The organism is Arthrobacter sp. 2MCAF15, from assembly GCF_052115605.1.
Classification (GTDB): Bacteria; Actinomycetota; Actinomycetes; order Actinomycetales; family Micrococcaceae; genus Arthrobacter.
This window is the reverse complement of sequence record NZ_JBFRGZ010000031.1, coordinates 22,486-36,472: the sequence shown is the minus strand read 5'-3', so window position 1 is coordinate 36,472 and position 13,987 is coordinate 22,486. Positions and strand designations below refer to the sequence as shown.

At 60.0% G+C, this 13,987-nt stretch carries 13 protein-coding genes and 3 pseudogenes; 14 read left to right on the top strand and 2 right to left on the bottom strand.

Features of this window, described 5'->3' with window-relative positions:
- Positions 1-278 precede the first annotated feature (278 nt).
- The 9 genes and pseudogenes from AB4089_RS22055 (at position 279) to AB4089_RS22015 (ending at position 6,429) form a co-directional block, all read left to right on the top strand.
- Positions 279-566 carry a hypothetical protein gene (locus tag AB4089_RS22055; protein WP_441411409.1) on the top strand — a complete coding sequence of 96 codons (288 nt, stop codon included), beginning with the start codon at positions 279-281 and terminating at the stop codon, positions 564-566.
- 11 nt (positions 567-577) lie between these two features.
- Entirely contained in the window at positions 578-1,498 is a 921-nt protein-coding gene (locus tag AB4089_RS22050; RefSeq protein ID WP_441411408.1) for a transposase, read from the top strand.
- A 627-nt stretch (positions 1,499-2,125) separates the two neighbouring features.
- Positions 2,126-2,636 (top strand): annotated as a pseudogene (locus tag AB4089_RS22045) (IS30 family transposase); the annotation flags it as partial.
- A 113-nt stretch (positions 2,637-2,749) separates the two neighbouring features.
- On the top strand, positions 2,750-3,091 hold the full coding sequence (locus tag AB4089_RS22040; RefSeq protein ID WP_441411407.1) for a hypothetical protein: 342 nt from the start codon (positions 2,750-2,752) through the stop codon (positions 3,089-3,091).
- 229 nt (positions 3,092-3,320) lie between these two features.
- Positions 3,321-3,512 (top strand): annotated as a pseudogene (locus tag AB4089_RS22035) (transposase); the annotation flags it as partial.
- 320 nt (positions 3,513-3,832) lie between these two features.
- Entirely contained in the window at positions 3,833-4,147 is a 315-nt protein-coding gene (locus AB4089_RS22030; RefSeq protein WP_441411406.1) for a hypothetical protein, read from the top strand.
- Complete coding sequence (locus tag AB4089_RS22025) at positions 4,113-4,307, top strand: hypothetical protein (RefSeq protein WP_441411405.1); 195 nt, start codon at positions 4,113-4,115, stop codon at positions 4,305-4,307. Before AB4089_RS22030 ends, AB4089_RS22025 begins: the two co-directional genes overlap by 35 nt.
- 471 nt (positions 4,308-4,778) lie before the next feature.
- A pseudogene (gene istA / locus AB4089_RS22020) lies at positions 4,779-6,239 on the top strand (IS21 family transposase); the annotation flags it as partial.
- Positions 6,190-6,429 (top strand): HAD family hydrolase, encoded by a 240-nt coding sequence (locus tag AB4089_RS22015; RefSeq protein WP_441411404.1) that lies wholly within the window; start codon positions 6,190-6,192, stop codon positions 6,427-6,429. The pseudogene istA and the gene AB4089_RS22015, both read left to right, overlap by 50 nt.
- A gap of 312 nt (positions 6,430-6,741) precedes the next feature.
- Here the strand turns inward: AB4089_RS22015 and fabG are convergent, their stop codons facing one another.
- Entirely contained in the window at positions 6,742-7,506 is a 765-nt protein-coding gene (gene fabG, locus AB4089_RS22010) for a 3-oxoacyl-ACP reductase FabG (RefSeq protein WP_441411403.1), read from the bottom strand.
- A gap of 30 nt (positions 7,507-7,536) precedes the next feature.
- Positions 7,537-8,211 (bottom strand): TetR/AcrR family transcriptional regulator, encoded by a 675-nt coding sequence (locus AB4089_RS22005; RefSeq protein WP_441411402.1) that lies wholly within the window; start codon positions 8,209-8,211, stop codon positions 7,537-7,539.
- Positions 8,212-8,528: 317 nt separating this feature from the next.
- On the opposite strand from AB4089_RS22005, the gene AB4089_RS22000 reads away from it, so the two are divergent.
- From AB4089_RS22000 to AB4089_RS21980, 5 genes are all read left to right on the top strand, one after another.
- Positions 8,529-10,076 carry a class I adenylate-forming enzyme family protein gene (locus AB4089_RS22000; RefSeq protein ID WP_441411401.1) on the top strand — a complete coding sequence of 516 codons (1,548 nt, stop codon included), beginning with the start codon at positions 8,529-8,531 and terminating at the stop codon, positions 10,074-10,076.
- Positions 10,073-11,638, top strand: coding sequence for an acyl-CoA carboxylase subunit beta (locus AB4089_RS21995; protein WP_441411400.1), 1,566 nt, complete (start codon positions 10,073-10,075; stop codon positions 11,636-11,638). Before AB4089_RS22000 ends, AB4089_RS21995 begins: the two co-directional genes overlap by 4 nt.
- 107 nt (positions 11,639-11,745) lie before the next feature.
- Complete coding sequence (locus AB4089_RS21990) at positions 11,746-12,192, top strand: MaoC family dehydratase (RefSeq protein WP_441411399.1); 447 nt, start codon at positions 11,746-11,748, stop codon at positions 12,190-12,192.
- A gap of 69 nt (positions 12,193-12,261) precedes the next feature.
- Positions 12,262-12,693, top strand: a complete 432-nt coding sequence (locus AB4089_RS21985) for an acyl-CoA thioesterase (RefSeq protein WP_441411398.1) — start codon at positions 12,262-12,264, stop codon at positions 12,691-12,693.
- Positions 12,690-13,907 carry an acetyl-CoA C-acetyltransferase gene (locus AB4089_RS21980; protein ID WP_441411397.1) on the top strand — a complete coding sequence of 406 codons (1,218 nt, stop codon included), beginning with the start codon at positions 12,690-12,692 and terminating at the stop codon, positions 13,905-13,907. The genes AB4089_RS21985 and AB4089_RS21980 overlap by 4 nt, the downstream gene beginning before the upstream one ends.
- Positions 13,908-13,987: the final 80 nt, after the last annotated feature.

The window sequence follows — 13,987 nt, the reverse complement described above, 5'->3', positions numbered from 1 at the left end:
CTATTTGGCACGGTGAGCAAACGCTAATAGTCCTCTCCCCCGTCCAACAACACACAGGAACCGTCCAGTTGGTTAGCGACGCAACGAGGGACCATCAGGACTTCCAGCTGCCCTTTGGACAGTGGCACGATCACAACGGACGATCACTGACAGCTGATATGAGTTGAGTCTGTCCTTCACAAACACCTCCGGAGATGTCAGGACGGGATGTATCAGATTCCTTTGAGGACCTGAGGTTGATCCGCGGGATCCTCCCGACACCTTCGGAGGTGTTTGTTATGTCTGTTCAGGGCGTGGTGACCGGTGAATCACCCGTTGTTGTTGCTGTCGACGTTGGCAAGAGGACGGTCGCGTTGTCGGTCACCGATGCCGCCCGGCACCGCCTGTTGGGTCCGGTGGACTTCGAGATGACCGGACGGGGCCTGGACGGGATCCTCACTCTGATCAAAAGCCGGCTGGCCGGGATGGATGTTCCCGTGAGAGTCGGGATCGAAGCTGCCGGGCATTACCACCGGCCGCTGCTCACCCGTCCGTGTGGCCCGCGGACTGGCAGGTTCTGGAGCTGAATCCCGCGCACGTGGCCGAGCAGCGCAGGGTCCAGGGACGCCGGCGCATCAAGACCGATGCCCTGGATCTGGAAGCGATCACCGAGCTGGTCCTCAGCGGCAGGGGCCTTCCTGTGACTGCGCGCGAGGCTGTGATCGGTGAACTCGGCGCGTGGGCGGCGCACCGGACCCGCAGGGTCCAGGCGCGGACCGCGACGAAGAACCAGCTGCTGGGCCAGCTGGACCGGGCCTTCCCCGGGCTGACGCTGGTCCTGCCGGACGTGCTCGGCACCAAAGTGGGAAGGCTCATGGCTGCTGAATTCACCGACCCGAAGCGGCTCGCCGCACTGGGCACCGCCCGGTTCATCCGGTTCGCCGCCGTCCGCGGCCTCCACGTTCGGCAGCCGCTGGCCGACCGGCTCGTCCGTGCCGCCCGCGACGCGCTGACCACGGCGGACGCAGCCGTGGCCCGGCAGGTGCTGGCCGCCGATCTGGACCTGCTGACCGAGCTCACCGCGCAGATCGACGCATCCGAGGCAGAGTTCGCCCGGTTGCTTCCGTTGAGCCCGTTCGCGACGCTCACCACGACCCCGGGCTGGGGTGTGGTCCGCGCCGGCAACTACGGCGGCGCCCTGGGCGACCCGCACCGCTGGCCCGGGCCGTCACAGATCTACCGGGCATCGGGTCTGTCCCCCACCCAGTACGAATCGGYAGGCAAACGACGCGACGGATCCATCAGCAGGGAAGGCAACGTGGCCCTACGCCGGGCCCTGATCGATCTCGGCATGGGGCTCTGGTTCAACGACGCGCCCAGCCGGACCTACGCCGCGGCGCTCAGGACCAGAGGCAAGCACGGTGGCGTCATCGCCTGCGCGATGGCGCACCGCGCATCACGGATCGCCTACGCCATGGTCCGGGACCAGGCCACCTACGACCCCGGCAGCTGGAAGTGACAAGCCGCGGCACACCATGATGCCAGCCGGAATCCCCCTCACGGAACCCACGGAGGTGCCCGCAGGATCCCTTCACAACCCAGGCCGGCGGTGAGACGCTGGAACCGACGAAGGGCCGGACCAGACGCCGATACAGCTATGGCGGACGCTTCCCGCGTTACGCCGCACCTAGCTTGGCGCCCGGCCCTTCGCCCTTGGGCAGCCCGAACGACGCCAGATGACCCGGCAACCGCCGAGGTCGAATAAGTCAGCGTGGGCGCCCTTGGAATCACGCCGGGCCAGCCAACCAAACCGCCACCCCACAGACACGTCAGAACGCCCGGCCAAACATGCGGCGCGCACTGTCATGCCCGGAGCATGCACTTGACACGACCTATAGCCAGCTAGGCCGTGCACTCACCGGGCGAGCACAGGGCGCAAAAGTGCATGGCGGTCACGCTCGGGAGACCATACGTTGGCTGCAATTCCTACGGACGACGTGAGGACGAAACGATCTACCAGGTCCTCTATTCCCGCGGCCGCGGCGGGCTCTCCCGGGAACTCGTCAAATTCCTTCGCACCAGCCGGTACCCACCGCAAACCCGACAGATCAATTGCAGAAGATCCTCCAGATTCGCCGGCGACGTGTTGATGACCAGCGACCGGCCCCGGAGGTAGCGACCGTTCCGTTTCCGGAGCATGGGAAGGCGACCTGATCATGGGCACCCAGAACCGTTCCGCAATCGCCACGTTGGTCGAAAGGAGCACCCGCTACCTGCTCCTGGTGCACATGCCAGGAATCAACCGTGCCGAGGACCTGCGCGACGGACTCATCAAGGCGTTCAATCCGCTGCCGCCTGCGCTGCGAACCTCGCTGACCTGGGACCAGGGAAGTGAAATGGCCAAACACGCCGGATTCACCGCAACCACCGGGATTCCGGTCTACTTCTGTGATCCCCACTCACCGTGGCAACGCGGCACGAATGAAAACACCAATGGGCTGCTGCGCCAGTACTTTCCCAAATACTCCGACCTGTCCATTTACACTCCCCAGCACCTCGCGGATGTTGCAACCAGCCTCAACAACCGGCCCAGACAAAACCTCAACGACGACACCCCCGCGGAGCGCTTTGCTAGGCTCCTAACCACCCATACCTAACCGCCGAGGGTCGCGAGGATCGTTAGAATCCACTCTTCTTCAAGCTCATCCGGTATTTACTTGAATAACGCCGGTTCCGGAGAAATGGCGGTGGAGCTCATGGGGGCCTAACTATGAACCTAACTCAACACATCATTGACGCAGTCGACCGCTACTGGGCTGAGGACGTGCAGATCCTCGGCGCATGGCAGGACGGACCCGCCGCAGCATGCGTGGTGTACCGCCGAACCGTCGACCCCATGATGACCCTAGGGTGCAGGCTCGAGTTTCACGCGGAAGCAGCGGACGGCACCGTCGAGGGCTTCGCCCGCGACGTAGCGGTCAACCTTGCCGAGCCGATTGGTACCGCCAGGAGTCGTCAGGATCCGCACGGCATCGTTTGGGTGGCCGTCCCCGAGGACCGCCCCACGCCAAAGCCGCCCGTCGAGGTCGTACGAATACTCGCCGGTCGGTGAGCGCCTACTTCACTTTCAGCCGGCTATCCAACGCTGGCCGATCCCAACTGAGCGCAACGGTGGAAACTCGCAGCACCTTCGTCAGGAAGCTGTCGCCACTACCCCTCAACAATCGACCTCGGAGAATCCTCAACGACGATACTCCCGCGGAGCGCTTTGCTAGGCTCCTAATCACTCATACCTAACGGCCGAGTGTTGCGACGATCGTTAGAATCCATCCCGTCCTGGTGGGCTCAAATCAGCGCTCAATCCGCTGCCGCCTGCGTTGCTAACCTCGCCGACCTGGGACCGGGAAGTGAGATTTCCACGCACACCGGATTTACCACAGCCACCGGGGTGCCGGCCTATTTCTGCTCCCGCCAGCCCTTGGCAACGCGGGTCGAATGAGAACACGAATGGGATGCTGGGCAAGTATTTTCCCAACTACTCTGACCTGTTCAAATACGCTCCCGGCACCTCGCGGATGTTGCATTGCAATCAGCCTCAACAAACGGCCCAGGCAAAGCCTCACTGACAGATACACGCTCCCGAAATCCAATCCCGTCCGGCCTTGAGCCGAGTGGTACGACGCCGTCCCAGGATTCCTGGAGATCGACAAGGTCGGCCACGAGGGAGGCACAGCTTCGGAGAATTTTGCTTAACCCTGACGGCTACCGAAATTGCACCGGATGGACGGTAAACAAGTCGGCGCGGAACAAGGCGGCCAAATGGGTCTTCAAGGCCCTCGAACAAGTAACCGCCGTGTTCCAGTTTCCCATCATCGGGAGCCATCAGGACAAAGGCGGGGAGTTCATCAACGAGCCCTTGCTCGCCGGCTGCCATGCCCGCCGAATCACCTTCACCCGGACCCGGCCAGGCAACAAGAACGATGGCGCCAACGTCGAGCAGAAGAACTTGGGCGCGGGTCCGGGGGAACTGATCGGCTACCTCCGCTACGACACTGCCGCGGAGCTGGACAAGCTCAACGAGTTTTGGAAACCGGACCGGATCTTCATCGAAAAGCAGCGCCAAGAGGGCGAAAGTGACCACGAAGCACGACGCGCGCACTGCGTTTAACGGCCTCGTCATCGAAATGAACGCCGCCTTCAAATGGATCGACCCCGGAGCACTCTCACGCCAAATCCTGGCCTTGCTCGGCGAACTGGAACACTGGCCCTTGGCCCTGGCCTTGGAAACCATGCCCGCCAAACCCGTCAACCGAGTCTCGGACGCCTGACCTATCCGGAGGTTTCAAGGAGGCAACGAATCACCGTTCCGGAGGTATTGCAATGAGGCAACCACAACGCCGCCGTGATCTGCCTAGCCCGGCGCGCTGCTACATCATCTACTCCATGCCAAGGCACAGCACCTACGAAGAGAATCCGCCCAAACCTGCTTGACGAAAGCATTAGGGTCACCCCCGCCGGTGACGACAACAACGGATGAGCAAATTCACGCCCTCGAATATGATCATCGGCGGATCGCGCTCACAGCGGCCTAAGCCTTGAGGCAACACCCAAAGGCAAGCTCCTCTGCCTGCAGCTGCGGCTTCGCGACGACACCCGTGACTATGGCAGTTTGATTCAGGACCGGCGTGACGGCTTGAATCAGGACCACGCACGACTCGCCGGTTGCTTGTGACGGTTTGAGTCAGGACCACCCTCAGTGTTGCTTTCATCTGATGAAAGCGAGCATTTGTAGGTCCCGGATGAGGGTGCGCATGGAGCTGTTTGCCAGGATCCGCCGAGACGCCCGTGTGGAGGGCATGTCGATCCGCGCGCTGGCAAAGCGGTACCAGATCGGCAGAGACACAGTCCGACAGGCTTTGACCGACCCTGTTCCGCCGGCGCGGAAGACGCCCGAGAGGTCCTCGCCCCGGTTGGACCCGTTCAAGTCGGCGATCGATGCCATGCTGAACGAGGACACGACCGCGCCGCGGATGCAGCGCCACACCGCTAGGAGGATCCTGGCCCGGCTCATTGAAGAGCACGGAGCGGAGGAGCTTTCTTATTCGACCGTGCGTGACTACGTGCGGGTGYGCCGGGCCCAGATCGATGTGGAATCCGGTCGCCGGGTGGAAGTGTTCGTGCCCCAAGAACATGCCCCGGGCGCGGAGGCGGAGGTGGATTTCGGTGAAGTCTGGGTCGTCCTAGACGGTGTGAGGACGAAATGTCATATGTTCGTTTTCCGTCTTTCGCACTCGGGCAAGGCCATCCACCGGATTTACCCGACCCAGGCCCAGGAAGCTTTCCTGGAAGGACACCTTGACGCGTTCCAGGTCTTGGGCGGCATCCCGACAAAGCACATCCGCTATGACAACCTCACCAGCGCGGTGACGGCAGTGGTGTTCCGGCAGGGCCGTCAACGTTTGGAGAACGACCGGTGGTTGTTGTTCCGATCGCACTACGGCTTTGATGCCTTCTACTGCCAGCCCGGGATAGATGGAGCCCACGAAAAAGGCGGGGTCGAGGGAGAGGTTGGCAGGTTCCAGCGGAACAGACTCTCGGCCATGCCCGTCACAGAGTCCCTGGACGAGCTCAACGACCGGATCCGGGCTTGGGAAGCCCAGGATGACCACCGGCGGATCACGGACAGGATCCGCACCATCGGCCAGGACTTCGCCGCCGAACGGCCGTTCCTGGCACCGTTGCCGGGAGAGGTCTTTGATCCGGGCCTGACGCTGACGCCGCGGGTAGGTAGGTCCTCGCTGATCACGGTGCGGATGGTGAAGTATTCGGTCCCGGTCCGGTTCATCGGCCAGAAGGTCCGGGTGTCCTTGCGGGCGTCGGAGGTCGTGGTGTTCGATGGCCGGGCCGTGGCGGCCAGGCATCGGCGGATCGTTGACAAAGGTGGGCAGTCGGTCCAGTTGGATCACTATCTGGAGGTCCTCAAGACCAAACCGGGAGCGCTGCCGGGGTCCACGGCGCTGGCCCGGGCCCGGGAGTCGGGTGCGTTCACCAGCGCCCATGAGGCGTTCTGGGCTGCTTCCCGCAGGGTCAACGGCGACGCTGACGGGACCCGTGAACTGATCGACGTCCTGCTGCTCCACCGCTCGATGGACGCCGACGACATCCAGGCCGGGATCACTGCGGCGCTGGGGGTGGGTGCTGTCAGTGCCGATGTCGTCTTCCGCAGAGTTCTTTTCCCGAATCGTCGACACCGCGCAGCTTGATGCCCGGCAGATCCTGTACGTCGGCGATCGCCTCGATAACGATGTCCGGCCTGCCCGCAAGGCCGGCATGCGGACTGCCTTTGTTCGTCGTGGCCCGTGGGGACATCTCCATGCACAGCGCCCGGAGGTCGAACTGGCCGACATGCGCATTGAATCCCTGGCGGAACTGACAATGGCGTTCGACTGAATTTGGATGCTGCCACCTCGGCGCGCATCCGGTGAAGGATGCTATTTAGGGTTCCTGCAACCGAACGGCGGGCGGTCCTGGATCAGGCTGTCTCAGTGGTCCTGAATCAGGTTGACATACTCACACCCGGTCGGCATGCTTCGGTAAAATGTGACAATGCCTTATCCCGCTGTAGCCGACCCGGTCGTGCGTAAATCGCGGCTTTTACTGGGCGCCCCATTAGCGCCATGGATTGAAGGTGGGATCGTCTGTTAGCCGACCAAGTCGATCGAGCAAACGAGATTTTAGGGGAGCGATCTGCCGATCCACAGCTTACTGACCTGGGCCACCAGCGACGTAGAGCACCTGCCCGGAGACGTAGCCAGCATCTTTGCTGGCAAAGAACGAGACTGCAGCAGCAATGTCCTCGGGCTGTCCAACCCGCCCCACAGGGATCTCCGCAATAGACGCTGCTTTGAAAGCCTCGAATGTCATGCCGACGCGTTCCGCAGTCGCAGCTGTCATATCTGTCTCCACGAAGCCAGGGGCCACGGCATTGACTGTGATCCCAAACTTTCCAAGTTCTATGGCCAGTGTTTTCGTGAATCCCTGGATGCCTGCCTTAGCCGCCGAGTAATTGGCCTGACCTCGGTTGCCGAGAGCGGACGTGCTGGATACATTGATTATCCGCCCGTAGGGCTGACCGATCATGAAGCGCTGCGCGGCTTTAGACATCAGGAAGGCGCCCCGAAGGTGCACGCGGATGACCGAGTCCCAATCGTCCGCAGACATCTTGAACAACAGGTTATCGCGCAGGATGCCTGCGTTATTCACCAACACGGTGGGGGACCCGAGCGAATCCGCGATCTGTGTAATCGCTTTCTCAACGGACGACTCGTCGGAGACATCGGCACCGACGGCAATCGCCGCGCGGCCAGTTGTGTGAATGATGTTGTTCACGATATCGTTCGCATCAGACTCGTCAAGGTCGAGCACCGCGACGGCGTATCCATCGGCTGCTAGCCGCATCGCAGTTGCAGCACCGATTCCTCTGGCAGCTCCGGTGACGATTGCAACCGGGGTTTGGGCAGTTGGCATTAAGCTTCTCCTTATTGCGTGTTGAGGTCGTCAGCGACGAGCATCGAGATCGACGTCGATAGCACCACTCAGCTGAGGATGCCCTTTTAGACCTGGCTGGACGAGGCGCCATTGACCCTCGACTAACTCCAGTGCGCAATCGTGCAATCGGGTGGCCTGACGAAGGACGAGATCGTCAAATGCCCCGTGGATTGCTAGACCGTCGGTAAGACCAACGAAGCCGACGGCTAGCTCGTGTGCATCGAACTTCTTATCGATCTGCCCGCAATCCTGTGCTTCCCGGACTACTCGCTCAACCAGCCGTCGCCAACTATTTAGGTAGTCGACAATTTCTTCCTGCGCAGTCGGATTCCAGCTGGCTTCCGCGTAAAAGACGAGAAAGACTCGAATCATCGCGATACGTTCGGCATCAATCGGGAGCGAACTCTGAAAGAGCCAGTTAAGCCGCGTAATCGGATCTGCATCAGCGGTCTTTGTTCGCAGCTCCCGGTACCTTCGCCCTTGTATCTCCGCCGCACGGCGGAGCGCAACAAGGAGAAGGTCGCGGTGTGACAAAAAATAGTGATTAATGACGCCCGTGGACCAGCCGGACCTTTCTGCGACGATCTTGGTCGTGACTGCCTTGATGCCGCTTTCCGCGATGACCGCGAGAACAACATCCGCTATCTCCTGACGTCGTTGGTCATGGTCGACAACTTTAGGCATCGAAACCTCCTTATGATCCCCAGGCGATCGGCGCGCTGACCAGTACTGGGTCCACTCATCATGAAGTCTAATTGTATCACGCAGCATAAAACAGCCGAACTCAGGCGAGGATCCGCCCCGGGTTTCGCCCCGCAGACTCGTAAGTACCGGCATCCATTGACTTAAGTTATTTCGATCGACCAATATATAACAAAGCATTCGTGATCCTTCTCACGATGGCGGTGCACCAGCCTTCGAGTGGCTGGGCCGAGACGAATGCGTGGTACTCAACCAGGTTGACTAACGCGAGAATGAGATAAAAAATGCAATCAGGTGGCATGGCTRTGAAACCGTCGGTGGCTTGGTTCTTGGGTCTGGAAGCGATGCCGGCCCACATCGATCCCGAACAGATCGCCCTCCGATGGGAATCGGGGACGCGGACCTACGCCGAACTGCGGAGTCGGGCGCTGGCGCTGGCTGGCAGCTTTCGTCAACGCGGGTTGAAGCCCGGCGACCGAGTGGCATGCCACTTTCTTAACCGTGGCGAGACATTCGAGCTGTACTTTGCCTGTGCGTACGCAGGCATGACCTTGGTGCCGATAGGGTTTCGGCTGTCGACCCGCGAGATCGCACTCATCTTGGATGATTGCCAGCCCAAACTTGTCTTCACCCAAAGCGAGTTGTCCCAAATCGCCAGAGAAGGCGCCGCCGCCATCGCCGATGCACCTGAGTTGATTGTTCTGTCCGATCATGTCAGCGGCGACGACTATGAACGACTCTGCACCCAAACTCCATTGGACCAGGTTGGGTTCACCGAGGTTCAGATGCTGCTTTACACATCCGGCACCACAGGGCGACCCAAGGGTGTGCAGATGGCTCACTCGAGCATTATGTGGTTCGCGTTCCAGCAGGTCGCCTTCTATCCACAACTTGACCGGCAGAGCACAACGTTGCTTACCGGACCTATGTACAACACAGCAGCAATGAATGAGCAGAGCATGCCCACATTTCTTGCTGGTGGAACGGTGGCGATCATGCCGAGTCGCGGCTGGACCCCTGCTCGCATGGCGGCAGTCATCGATGAATGGAAGGTAACCCATGCCGTCGTTTACCCATCCATGATGGAACCGATGCTCAAGCACGATCGGTCGGAGTTGACCGGCCTGACTTCGATGAAGTTCGTTCTTACGGGCGGGGAAAACTGCCCGCCGTCGACGTTGGCCAGGTTCCGCGCCCGTTGGTCGCACCTTAGCTTCGGGTTCGCCTACGGCTCGACCGAATCAGGTGTAGTTTCGATCGCGCTTGACGATGAGATTGAGAAACATCCTGGCTCAGTAGGGCGGCCGTTCGGCGGCCAGATCTTCCAGGTACGAGATCAAGATGGTAGGCAGTCGGCAACAAACGAGGTCGGTGAGGTCTGGACAACAGGGCCATCCGTGACAACCGGTTACTGGAATTCACCGGAGCTCAATGAAGGTGCGCTTTCGCAGGGGTGGCTAAAGATGGGGGATCTGGCCCGAGTGGACGCTGATGGATACCTTTACATAGAGGGTCGGTCCAAGGACATGATCATCTCGAAGGGGCAGAACATCTACCCTGCCGAAGTGGAAAACGTCTTGCTGGAACACCCGATGATTGTGGATGCATCCGTCATCGGCCTTCCAGACCAGGAGTCCGGGGAGTCGGTCTGCGCTTGCATTGTGCTCGCCGCGGAGGGATCGCTAACTGCCGAGCAACTCATTGATTTCGTCCGTCAGCGCCTGGCCTCCTACAAGAAACCCAAGCACGTGTTGTTCTTCGAGGAGCTTCCGCGCAACCCCGCCGCAAAGGTCGAGAAAAAACTGCTCGCGAGGCAGGCCGCAGAACTGCTGGAAGGAATCAAATGAGCACCCGTGATCCGCTGTGGAAAGACCTCCTGGACGAACTTGGCACGCGCCGCGCTACGGCATTGAATGGCGGTGGGGTGGCCCGGATAGAGCGAGAACATGCCGCCGGACGACTCTCCGCTCGGGAGCGAATTGACGAATTGATCGATGAAGGAACTTTTCTCGAGTTCGGAACATTCGTCCTAACACCCAGCGCAAGTGGTCCAGACCTACCGTCCACTATGGTGTGCGGTCTTGCTGAAATCGACGGGCGTCCGGTGGCTGTCGGTGCTGAGGACTTCACTGTCGAGGGCGGGGGCGTCGGGGTCCATCTAGCGAAGTACAAGGGCTCGTGGGGTGGGTTCATCGAGGAGCTCGCGCACGGATACAAGATTCCTCTGGTGCTCCTCCTCCATGGTGTCGGTGGCAGCGTCAACATCCAGGAAGTCAAGGGATATCCCGAATTGGTCGCCGGAAAATCAGCATTTCCGATCTTCGACCTCTTGGGCAAAGTACCCGTGATCACGGCGGTACTTGGACCGGCGGCGGGTAGCTCGGCAGCGCGTGCGGTGATCTCACACTTCTCAGTGATGACCAAAGACAGCGGATGTCTGTTCGCCGGGGGCCCACCGCTAGTGAAGCAGGCTCTTGGTATGAGCATTGACAAGCTGGAGCTCGGTGGTGCTGAAGTGCATGCCAAGACATCGGGGCTGATCTCGAACGTCAGCGTCGACGATGCTGACGCGCTTATGCAGATTCGCACCCTCCTGTCGTATCTCCCTCTGAACGTATGGGAACTTCCCGAGAGAGCCGACACAGAAGAGAATAAAGCGCCGGACCCTGAGCAGCTTCTTGAGATCGTATCGCCCAATGGGCGCCGAGCCTACAACGTCCATGCCCTCGTCGCAGCGCTGGTTGATCGAGGGAGTTTCTTCGAGACTGTGCCTGACTTCGGAAAGTCTGTTCGTACGGGATTCGCGAGAATTGACGGGTATGTCGTAGGTGTTCTCGCCACAGACGCACGGGTGATGGCCGGTGCAATGACGGTCGATTCGGCTGAGAAGCAGACGAGGTTCGTCGAGATGTGCGATATATTCCACATTCCCATCATCTACTTGGTGGATGTGCCTGGTTTCAATATCGGGCTCGAAGCCGAGAAATCGGGGGTACTGCGTGCGGGAGCACGAGCAGTACAAGCTATTCAAGAAGTAGAAGTACCGGTGTACACCGTTCAGGTCAGGCGCTCGTTCGGACTGGCTGCTCAGGCGACCGGCAGCTCGAATACCCGCAGTGTGCGCTTGGCATGGCCAAGTGGAAGCTGGGGAGATCTTCCGCTGCACGGCGGAATTGAAGCGGCTCACCGCACCGAGATTGAGTCCTCGGATGATCCCACAGCCACGCGCGCGGACATTGTCGCCCGCTATGGGTCGCAGTCGTCACCCTGGCGCACAGTTGAACGCTTCGGCCTTGAGGAGATGATTGACCCCCGCGAAACGCGACGCTATCTGAAGCGTCTGCTCAGGGTTGCCTACCGGACCTCGATACCTCATGAGAAGGCTCGCCGAAAGTGGAGTGTCCTTTAGATGGAACCTATGGATGGATGGCGTGTACCCAGGGTCAGCTCATATGCACGTGTTGGAGCCATGCAGCATTGCGCGCCTGAGGGCGAACGACGGATTGGGGCTGCCCGATGAAGGTGGGATTTAGCGACTTGGTGCTCGGTACCGTGTACCAAACAACTGCCCGGACAGTGAGCGTAGACGATATCATGCGTTTTGCCGGGCTCACTGGAGACTTAAACCCTTTGCATGTGGACGAGGAGTGGGTCCGCAACAACACCGCGTATCGCGAGCGGATAGCGCATGGCCTCTTGATCACGTCGATCGGCGCCGGACTGCATGGCACCGAAGTTGATGACTGGAACATCCAGGCATTCCTGAGTGTGCAGCGTGACATGAAGGCACCCGTCTACCCCGATGACACGATTCGACAGGTGATGACCATTAACCAGCTGCGGCCTTCCCGGTCGGCAGAAGGGCGGGGCATTGTGACTTTGGCGGTGTCAGTCGTGAATCAGAACGGCGATGAAGTTCAAAATGGCGTCGACGTCTTGCTAGTCGGTGGAGGCGGCCAATGAGCGAAGCAAGTGGATCGTTGACGAGCGCGTATAGCCGCTTATCCCAGGAAGACACTGCCTCCGTGCCATGTGGAGGGCTGTGAAGTGGCGGTGGCGAACACTAATGAGAAATCGAGTCGGATCTTGCTGCGGTGGAGAGACTTCGATGCCTTCGGACACGTCTACCACGCGACGTTCATTGAACTCCTAGATGAAGCACGGGCGGCATGGGTGACGTCTTTCGTATCACCTGCGGCTGGAGAGAACCACGTAGTTGCGCGTCTGGAGGTGTCATATGACTCCGAAGTGGCTCGTCCTGTCACTTGGCTGGAGGTGACTACTCAAATCTCGCGGATTGGTCGGACAAGTCTGCAACTGCGCGAGGTAATGCGTGACCCCGAAGGCGTCAAGGTGGTGACATGCGACGCCACGATAGTCATGTGGGACGGGACAACACGGAGCCCCAGGCCCCTCACATATGAAGAAATAACCCGCGCAAGAAAATTCGAGGTCAAATCATGAGGAAAACAATCGTCGCAGCAACGTCGCGGACCCCCATGGGGAAGGCATTCCGGGGAACTCTTCGGGATGAGCGGCCCGACGACATGGCAACGCAATGTGTGAACCAGCTGGTCGCGAAGGTCCCGGAGTTGAACCCAGACAAGGTTGACGACCTGATCCTAGGATGCGGCTCACCAGGTGGGATGCAGGGGTTCAACATCGCCCGGGTGGTCGCGGTCCAAGCCGGCTGGGACAACGTTCCAGGCGTGACTGTAAACCGCTATTGCGCATCAAGCTTGCAGGCAGTTCGGATGGCAATGCATGCCGTCCGATCGGACGAGGGAGACGCATTCATAGTCGGCGGCGTGGAGTCGACCAGCTCCTACGCTTATGGTGAGGCAGACTCGATTCCGAACACTATGAATCCAGTATTCGATGAAGCACGCGAACGCTCGGAGGCCCGAAAGCAGTCGGGGGCTCCATGGGCAGATCCACGAGTAGATGAGGCATTACCCGACATTTACATCGAGATGGGACAAACCGCCGAGAACGTTGCCCAAATTCACAGAGTATCCCGATCGGACATGGATGATTTTGCCTTACTGTCACAACGTAGGGCAATGGCAGCTGTCGACTCCGGATTCTGGCAGACCGACATCGACCCCTATGTGCTGCGCGATGGAACAGTTTTCGACAACGATGAGAGCATGCGACCGAGTGTCACGGCAGTTGGTCTTTCCGATCTGAAACCTGCATTTCGGGAGGGCGGCAGTGTCACGGCGGGTACGAGTTGCCCGCTCAATGACGGTGCGTCGTCGGCTCTGATCTTGAGTGAAGCCCGCGCCTCTGAACTCGGCGTGCCAGCGTTGGCTGAGATAGTCGCGACGGGGGTCTCAAGCCTCTCGCCCGAGGTCATGGGACTAGGTCCGATCGAGGCCAGCCGGAGGGCCCTCGCGAACGCCGGGATGCAGATCGCCGACATAGATCTCGTTGAAGTCAATGAAGCATTTGCGGCCATGGTCCTGCCCACACAGCGCGAACTCGGGATACACATCGATCGTTTGAACGTAAACGGTGGCGCAATCGCCATTGGACATCCGTTCGGATCAACTGGGACACGGCTTCTCAGTACAATGCTGAATTCTCTGCGTTTCCATGATAAAGAAACCGGCCTAATTACGATGTGTACTGCTGGCGGCCAAGGCATGGCACTCATTGTTCGCCGCATTTCCTAAAAGGGGACTGCTAGGCGGGGGCGTGTTGTCTGTATCCGAGAACTGAGTGATCAAGGTCGGAATGCAGCCGAGGAAATATG

Excerpts from the sequence above, each read along its gene's own strand:
- AB4089_RS21980 (WP_441411397.1), top strand. The coding sequence starts at position 12,690 with ATGAGGAAAACAATCGTCGCAGCAACGTCGCGGACCCCCATGGGGAAG.
- AB4089_RS22005 (WP_441411402.1), bottom strand. The coding sequence starts at position 8,211 with ATGCCTAAAGTTGTCGACCATGACCAACGACGTCAGGAGATAGCGGAT.
- AB4089_RS21995 (WP_441411400.1), top strand. The coding sequence starts at position 10,073 with ATGAGCACCCGTGATCCGCTGTGGAAAGACCTCCTGGACGAACTTGGC.
- fabG (WP_441411403.1), bottom strand. The coding sequence starts at position 7,506 with ATGCCAACTGCCCAAACCCCGGTTGCAATCGTCACCGGAGCTGCCAGA.
- AB4089_RS22055 (WP_441411409.1), top strand. The coding sequence starts at position 279 with ATGTCTGTTCAGGGCGTGGTGACCGGTGAATCACCCGTTGTTGTTGCT.
- AB4089_RS22015 (WP_441411404.1), top strand. The coding sequence starts at position 6,190 with ATGTCGTCTTCCGCAGAGTTCTTTTCCCGAATCGTCGACACCGCGCAG.
- AB4089_RS21990 (WP_441411399.1), top strand. The coding sequence starts at position 11,746 with ATGAAGGTGGGATTTAGCGACTTGGTGCTCGGTACCGTGTACCAAACA.
- AB4089_RS22040 (WP_441411407.1), top strand. The coding sequence starts at position 2,750 with ATGAACCTAACTCAACACATCATTGACGCAGTCGACCGCTACTGGGCT.